This is a genomic window from Robiginitalea rubriflava (assembly GCF_052540725.1).
Genome location: NZ_CP199309.1, coordinates 3,202,056 through 3,209,214, shown reverse-complemented (window position 1 = coordinate 3,209,214; position 7,159 = coordinate 3,202,056). Strand labels below are relative to the sequence as shown.

Annotated in this window: 8 protein-coding genes; 4 read left to right on the top strand and 4 right to left on the bottom strand. The window is 47.2% G+C overall.

The genetic code is table 11. The features are described from left to right. The first annotated feature begins 203 nt into the window (after positions 1-203). Positions 204-605, top strand: coding sequence for an acyl-CoA thioesterase (locus ACT6NU_RS14550; RefSeq protein WP_445382405.1), 402 nt, complete (start codon positions 204-206; stop codon positions 603-605). A gap of 9 nt (positions 606-614) precedes the next feature. Here ACT6NU_RS14550 and ACT6NU_RS14545 read toward each other — a convergent pair whose 3' ends face one another. From ACT6NU_RS14545 to ribD, 4 genes are read right to left on the bottom strand one after another with little or no spacing between them, the layout of a single operon-like run. Then, complete coding sequence (locus tag ACT6NU_RS14545) at positions 615-1,226, bottom strand: IMPACT family protein (RefSeq protein WP_445382404.1); 612 nt, start codon at positions 1,224-1,226, stop codon at positions 615-617. Then, positions 1,226-2,089 carry an EamA family transporter gene (locus ACT6NU_RS14540; RefSeq protein WP_445382403.1) on the bottom strand — a complete coding sequence of 288 codons (864 nt, stop codon included), beginning with the start codon at positions 2,087-2,089 and terminating at the stop codon, positions 1,226-1,228. Before ACT6NU_RS14540 ends, ACT6NU_RS14545 begins: the two co-directional genes overlap by 1 nt. 1 nt (position 2,090) lies before the next feature. Beyond that, a complete protein-coding gene (locus ACT6NU_RS14535) occupies positions 2,091-2,693 on the bottom strand; it encodes an HAD family hydrolase (protein ID WP_445382402.1) in 603 nt (200 codons plus the stop codon). Further along, positions 2,686-3,738, bottom strand: coding sequence for a bifunctional diaminohydroxyphosphoribosylaminopyrimidine deaminase/5-amino-6-(5-phosphoribosylamino)uracil reductase RibD (gene ribD / locus ACT6NU_RS14530; RefSeq protein ID WP_445382401.1), 1,053 nt, complete (start codon positions 3,736-3,738; stop codon positions 2,686-2,688). Before ribD ends, ACT6NU_RS14535 begins: the two co-directional genes overlap by 8 nt. A 23-nt stretch (positions 3,739-3,761) precedes the next feature. Between ribD and ACT6NU_RS14525 the strand changes: the two genes are divergently transcribed. Genes ACT6NU_RS14525 through ligA form a run of 3 tightly spaced genes read left to right on the top strand, consistent with a single transcriptional unit; the run spans position 3,762 to position 7,134 of the window. Then, the gene (locus ACT6NU_RS14525; RefSeq protein WP_445382400.1) at positions 3,762-4,253 is read left to right on the top strand and encodes a GNAT family N-acetyltransferase; all 492 of its coding nucleotides are present in this window, start codon (positions 3,762-3,764) and stop codon (positions 4,251-4,253) included. Between the two features lie 7 nt (positions 4,254-4,260). Next, on the top strand, positions 4,261-5,115 hold the full coding sequence (gene prmC, locus ACT6NU_RS14520; RefSeq protein WP_445382399.1) for a peptide chain release factor N(5)-glutamine methyltransferase: 855 nt from the start codon (positions 4,261-4,263) through the stop codon (positions 5,113-5,115). An 18-nt stretch (positions 5,116-5,133) separates the two neighbouring features. Beyond that, a complete protein-coding gene (ligA, locus tag ACT6NU_RS14515; RefSeq protein WP_445382398.1) occupies positions 5,134-7,134 on the top strand; it encodes an NAD-dependent DNA ligase LigA in 2,001 nt (666 codons plus the stop codon). Positions 7,135-7,159: the final 25 nt, after the last annotated feature.

Here is a 7,159-nt window from a genome sequence, read left to right as displayed (position 1 = left end):
TGTTAAGGTTGTCTTGTTGTCGGTTTGTCGTTAGTTTGTTGGTACAAAAAAGGACAGCTGTTCTGTCCTTCAAGAGTGAGACAAATATGTGAACAAAAAACTTAAAAAAAAAATCAATTGGGGTTGAATATTCGCTTTTTTTTTTGCAAGTTATAAAGCTCTGTGCCCCTCCTTTTAAAGATATCATTTTTCATCCGTTTTTTATGCATTTTCATCAGATTTCTTTCCGGGTTAGATATGGCGAAACCGATCAGATGGGTGTGGTCTACCACGGCAACTACCCGCAATATCTGGAGATGGGAAGGGTGGAGTGGTTAAGGTCGTTGGGAATTTCCTACAAAAGCATGGAGGAAAAGGGATGTTTCCTCCCGGTAGTTTCCCTACAGATCAACTATAAAAAATCGGCCCGATATGATGAGCTGCTGACCGTTACCACACGCCTTAGACAACTCCCCGGGGCCCGAATCACTTTTGATTATGAAATACATTCCGAGGAGGGTAGTATTTTGGCTGTTGCCAGTACCGATTTGGTTTTTATGGATCGGGAGAAAAACAGACCCATCCGTTGTCCGGATTACGTCATGGATAGAATTCAGAATCCATGAAGTTCGCCTTTAGAGCAACCGGATGGATACCCCTTCGATGGCGCTAAACAATTCCTTAATTTCTGAGTAGCGTTCAGATTTGATATTGAGGATCAGACGGCAATCCAGGTGCATGTCCTGTTTTTTTACTCTTAGCTGATGCTGTGAAATCATCCGCATTACGACATCCAGTTGCGGATATTCAAAACGCAACTCAAGCTGCCTTTGCGGTTTTTTCAGGAAGACCCCTGCCTGCCCGATACTCTCCTGGGCTGCTCGTTTATACGCCTGTATAAGGCCGCCCACCCCAAGCTTGACTCCTCCGTAATAGCGAACCACGCATATCAGTACATTAAATAAGTCATTTGATTCTATCTGTCCCAAAATGGGAACTCCTGCCGAATAGGTGGGTTCCCCGTCATCATTTGCCCGTACCTCCGTCGGATCCCATCCGATGCGATACGCATAACTGATATGGGAGGCGTCGCGATATGTCTTTTTAAGATCCTCTAAAATGGATTTGGTTTTTTCAATACTGTCTGCCGGATAAGCCAGGCCTATAAACCTGCTTTTCTGCTCCTTAAACAGGCAAGGGCCTGAAGGCTTTTTTAAGGTTCGGAAGCTTTTTGTCGACTCAGCCATCAGTAAAAACTTATCAGCAATATACTCAAGATGGCCATTCCTATACCCATCCAATTTTTCCAACTGAGTTGTTCCTTAAATAAGATAATCCCTAAAAGGGTGGTTAGCATTACGATGGAAACATTATTAAGTGTAAAAATAGAGGCACTGTTGAGGCCTTCTGTTTGAAGGGCCCTTAGCAGGAAAAAAATGGAAAAATAATTCGGGATCCCCAAAGCAATTCCCCCAAAGATATTAAGAGGTCTGAAGCGTACCAGATTATAAGGTTGCTGAATAAGGACACCCATAATTCCGATAGTCGCGGCGCTTGCAAAAAGCATGGCTGAAAAAACAGGGAAATCTGAGCGGGCTACCAAATGGGTCTCCAGATATTTAAGGGAACTGTCAATTACACCGGAGCCCAGAAAAACCAAAAGCGGGAGGTACAGCGAGCGCATTACAAAAGGGCCGTTTCTTTTTTTGACGGAACTGAAATAGACAGCGACCAAAGCCAACAGAACCCCGATGATTTTAACAGGCCCTAAGACTTCGTCATACCACCAAACCCCCAGTACCACCGGAATGGCGAGGGACATTTTTGTGGCTACCGAAGCAACTGAGACCCCCAGTAATTGTGAGGTGCGGGCCATCAGATTAAAAATTACAATAAACAGGGCCCCAAGCATTAATGCCCCGGGGAACCAGGGGCTGCTTATGATGGCGGATATTCGGAACGGTTGGTCATACAGCACAAACCCGACAGAAAAGGCCGTTAAATAGTTTACGACTATAGCGTAGAAGGTTTGAATTTCGAAACGCTTATAGAGTTTAAAAACCACAAAAATCAGGCTGGAACAACAAATACTCCATATAAGATCCCACATGTCAGATTTTTTTATGCAATTCCAGAATATCTTCGCTACCAGCCTTTAAATGCCAGGTTTTTATCCCCAATTTAGATGCGGCCCGAATATGTTCGAACGTGTCATCGACAAATAAGGTCTCTGAAGCTTTCAGGCCGTGTTGCCCTAATATAAACCTGAAAACTTCCGGATCGGGTTTGCGCATCCCCAATTCGTGTGAGAGGTAAAATCCTTCGAAGCAATCTTGAAAAGCCCCGTAGTTTTCCTCACCCATTACTTCTTTTACCCTTTTAATATGCAGTTCGTTCGTATTGCTAATTAAAAACAAACGATAGGCTGCGGACCTCTTTAATCCTTTCAAAAAATCCAGCCGAGGCTGGGGAAAGCCGCCGATAAGGGCGTTCCAATAACTGATTATTTTTTCTTTATCGGCCTCATTCAGGTAATCGGAAACGGCATTCAGAAAGGATGGGGTGCTGATCGCTCCGGTTTCATACCGCTGGCTGAGTTTGTTGAGTGTGCCATCTGTTGAAGAAAGGCCGTACTGTGTCATTCCTGCCTGAAGCTTGCCTTTGTCCAGGTCCAGCCACACATCCCCGAAATCAAATAACAGGTTTCTAATCATTGCGCCATATTTGCACCCTGTCTTTATCCGATTTGAATTCCCGCTGCAGCCTTCCTTTTATTTCGGGAGCTTTCAGACCCTGTCTGAGCGGGTGTATTCCGGTAATTACCCGGGCTTCGTCCCATAAGCCCTCCTTTATAAACGCCTCAAGGGTTTCCCGTCCTCCCTCGACGATAACACTGAGAAGTTGTTCCTCGAAAAGCGCATCCATCAGATGATGCAGGAAGGCCCCGTCAAAGCCTACGTTTCGGAACCGGACTTTTAGGGGTAGCTGTTCCGGGGCTTTTTTTTCTGTAACTACCAGGGTTTGGGCCGTTCCATCGTATAAGTTGTAATCCATCGGGACTTTCAGGCTGCGATCCAGCAAAATACGCAAAGGGGAAGAACCCTTCCACATTCGGGTGTTTAACTTCGGGTTGTCCTCCAGGGCGGTGCGGGTTCCCACCAAAATAGCCTGTTCCTCGCTACGCCATTTATGGACCAGTTGCCTGGATGCGCTGCCGGAGATCCAAAAGGGTTGTGGGTCACTTGCCCGCATCCCGGGCGGGGGTGCCATAAATCCATCAGGGCTTTTGGCCCATTTGAGAATAATGTAGGGCCGTTTTTTTTCATGAAACATAAGAAAGCGCCTGTGGTGTTCCCTGCACTCGTCCTGCCCGACTCCGGACAAGACCTCGCAACCGTTTTGCTTCAGTTTCGCTATTCCTTTTCCGGCAACCTTTGGATTCGGATCGGACAGCCCCACAACTACTCTGGGGATTTCCTTTTCAAGGATAAGATCCGCGCAGGGAGGGGTTTTTCCGTGATGGCAACAGGGCTCAAGGCTTACATAAAGGGTTGCCTTTTTTAGTAATTCGGGCTCCTTTACCGAAAGAATGGCATTTACCTCTGCATGAGGTCCGCCAAAAGCACTGGTGAATCCTTCCCCTATAATACGCCCTTCACAGGTAATAACCGCCCCAACCATCGGATTTGGAGCTGTGGTCCCAAGGCCCTTTTTGGCGATCTCTATACATCTGGAAATGTATTTTTCGTGTATCTTCACCTGGCAAAAATAACGTATTCAAAGTGAAACCGGACAGCCTGCATATTCGTAAAATCCAGGCGGGGGATAACCCCGGGATGGCACAGATTATCCGTGGAGTGTTTGAGGAGATGAATGTACCCAAAACCGGCACAGCCTATGCAGATGCTTCCCTTGACAATATGTATGATTTTTTTTCCGTAGATAAAAGTGCCTATTGGGTAATAACCGACGGGGAAGAAATTTGGGGTGGAGGAGGAATTGCCCCACTTGAAGGTTCTGATTCTAACATTTGCGAGCTTCAGAAAATGTACTTCCGACCAGAGCTGAGAGGTTCGGGCTGGGGTAGAAAAGTGCTCGAAAAGGCCCTGCATGCTGCGCGAAGTATGGGCTACGAACATTGTTACCTGGAAACGATGCCGTATATGAAATCGGCGCAAAAACTTTACAGCAAATTCGGGTTTCAATACTTGCAAAAACCTATGGGGGCTACCGGACATACAGCCTGTCAGGTTTGGATGCAATTAAAATTGTAGGGCTGCCATGCAACTGAAGCAAATACAAAAATGCTTTCGAGAGCAACTCAGCCCTATCTATCCCAGGGAAGAGATTGATCATATGTTTCACATATTGCTGGATCACTTTTACGGGCTGCCCCGCTTTATTCTGGCTCTGGAACCGGACAAATCGCTTTCAGAGGAACAAACGGGTGTTATGAAGGATGCTCTGGAGCAGCTAAAACAGCACTTACCCCTTCAATACATTACAAATACGGCTTATTTCATGGAAATGGAATTGTATGTGGATTCTTCCGTCCTCATTCCAAGGCCGGAAACCGAAACCCTGGTCCATTGGGTTATAGAAACCGCTGAAAAGGCAAAGAGCGGCCTCAGGATTATCGACCTGGGCAGTGGAAGCGGATGTATCGGGATTGGCCTGGCCAGAAATTTACCCAAAGCGGAGGTGCACCTGTTGGACATATCTGAAAAGGCTTTGCAAACGGCCCTCCGCAATGCGAAAAATCAGGATGTAGTCCTGCAGGGGCATCTGGGTGATATGAGGGAATTATCCGGGGATCTCGGGGTATTCGACATCATGGTATCAAACCCTCCTTACGTCCCGGAATCCCAGAAAAAACTGATGCGTCCGAACGTCCGTGAGCACGAACCCTCCCTGGCCCTTTTTGTCAGCGATGAAAACCCGCTGGAGTTTTACAGGGCTATTGCCGAGGGGCTCCGCAAAAATCTGAAAGCCGGAGGATGGCTTTTTTTTGAAATCCATGAAGATTTCGGGGCATCCCTTACGGAGATGCTGGAAGCTTTGGGATACTCGGAAATTCAGCTTAAAAAGGATATTTTTGGCAAAGATCGATATGTTAAAGCCAGAAAAAAGAAATGACTTATTCAATAAATACCCATGTCACAGGCAGAAGCAAAAATCAATAAACTAAGAGCCGATCTGAGGGAGCACAATTATCGCTACTACGTGGAAGACAATCCCGTAATCAGCGATTATGAGTTTGACATGATGCTTAAAGAACTTCAGGAACTGGAAGCCCGGCATCCCGAGTATTATGACCCGAATTCACCATCACAGCGAGTGGGAGGGGAGGTTACCAAAATTTTTGAAACGGTTACCCATGACCACCCTATGTATTCCCTGGATAATTCCTATTCAACAGAGGAGTTGCAGGATTGGGAAAAGCGCATTCATCGAATACTCGGGCAGGAAAATCTTGATTTTACCTGTGAGTTGAAGTATGACGGGGCGTCCATTAGCCTGACCTATGAGGATGGCAGGCTGCTCCGGGCTGTTACCCGCGGCGATGGAGTTCAGGGAGATGATGTCACTTCAAATATCAGGACGGTGCGTTCGGTTCCCCTGCAATTAAAAACAGCTCATCAGGGGCGTTTTGATGCCAGAGGGGAAATTATTTTGCCTCTGGAAGGATTCGCCAGCATGAACAGGGAGCGGGTTGAAAATGGAGACGACCCTTATATGAATCCAAGAAATACGGCTTCCGGCAGTCTGAAGCTGCAAGACAGCAGTTTGGTTGCTCAAAGGCCTTTGGAATGCCTCATTTACAGTTTGGCCGGAAAAGAGCTGGGGGTATCCAGCCAGTTTGAAATGCTTGAAAAAGCCAGGGAATGGGGTTTTAAAGTCCCGGAAACGGCAAAGGTTTGTAAAAGCATGGAGGAAGTACTGGCTTTTTTGAACTACTGGGATGCAAATCGCCATAGCCTGCCCTACGAGACTGACGGGGTAGTGGTTAAGGTCAATAAGCTGGATTATCAGCAGGAATTGGGATACACGGCAAAATCCCCCAGGTGGGCCATAGCTTATAAATTCAAATCGGAACAGGCGCGTACCCGTTTGCTGCATATTTCATACCAGGTGGGCCGAACCGGGGCCATAACCCCAGTGGCGAACCTGGAGCCTGTATTGCTGGCCGGAACTACTGTAAAGCGGGCATCACTGCATAACGCAGACCAGATTGCCAAACTGGATGTGCGGGAAGGAGATATGGTATTCGTGGAAAAAGGCGGGGAGATAATCCCGAAAATAACCGGAGTTGACTTGAGTGAAAGACCCATGGACAGCGCCCCCACAGAATACGTAAGCATTTGCCCGGAATGCGGAACCGAACTGATAAGAAAGGAAGGGGAGGCCCAGCATTTCTGCCCAAATGACACGGGTTGTCCGCCCCAGATAACCGGAAGAATACAGCATTTTATCTCCAGAAAGGCTATGGATATTGAAGGCCTCGGTGCTGAAACCGTGGAATTGCTATTCCAGCAAGGCCTGATTTCAAATTATGCGGACCTGTATACCCTGAGCCCTGAGCAACTCCTGCCCCTGGAACGCATGGCGGAGAAATCAGCCAATAACCTGGTGGAAGGGGTTAAAAAATCGGTCAGCATCCCTTTTGAAAGGGTACTTTTTGCCTTGGGAATCAGATATGTTGGCGAAACAGTGGCCAAGAAGCTGGCCCGGGCCTTTAAAGATATTGATGCCCTGATGCATGCCAGTACCGAAAGCCTTTTGGCCGTAGATGAGATTGGGGAGCGTATAGCGGAGAGTGTCCGGCAATTTTTCAGCGAACCGGTCAACCGGGAGTTAGTAGCTCGCCTCAGAACCTATGGGCTTCAGTTTTCATTGAGTGAAGAGCAAATGCAGGGGCAGACAGATCTGCTCAAAGGGCAGACCTTTGTCGTTTCCGGTGTATTTGAGCAGCTGGACCGCAATGAACTGAAAAAGACTATTGAAGACAACGGGGGGAAAGTAGCTTCTTCCATCTCATCCAAAACCTCCTTTTTAGTTGCCGGAGCCAATATGGGCCCCAGTAAGAAAGCCAAGGCGGAAAAGTTAGGGGTGCCCATAATTTCCGAGGAAACTTTTCTCAGCATGCTGCAATAGGGAAATTCAGTATTTCAACTATTGT

Excerpts from the sequence above, each read along its gene's own strand:
- ACT6NU_RS14550 (WP_445382405.1), top strand. The coding sequence starts at position 204 with ATGCATTTTCATCAGATTTCTTTCCGGGTTAGATATGGCGAAACCGAT.
- ACT6NU_RS14545 (WP_445382404.1), bottom strand. The coding sequence starts at position 1,226 with ATGGCTGAGTCGACAAAAAGCTTCCGAACCTTAAAAAAGCCTTCAGGC.
- ACT6NU_RS14540 (WP_445382403.1), bottom strand. The coding sequence starts at position 2,089 with ATGTGGGATCTTATATGGAGTATTTGTTGTTCCAGCCTGATTTTTGTG.
- ACT6NU_RS14535 (WP_445382402.1), bottom strand. The coding sequence starts at position 2,693 with ATGATTAGAAACCTGTTATTTGATTTCGGGGATGTGTGGCTGGACCTG.
- prmC (WP_445382399.1), top strand. The coding sequence starts at position 4,261 with ATGCAACTGAAGCAAATACAAAAATGCTTTCGAGAGCAACTCAGCCCT.
- ligA (WP_445382398.1), top strand. The coding sequence starts at position 5,134 with ATGTCACAGGCAGAAGCAAAAATCAATAAACTAAGAGCCGATCTGAGG.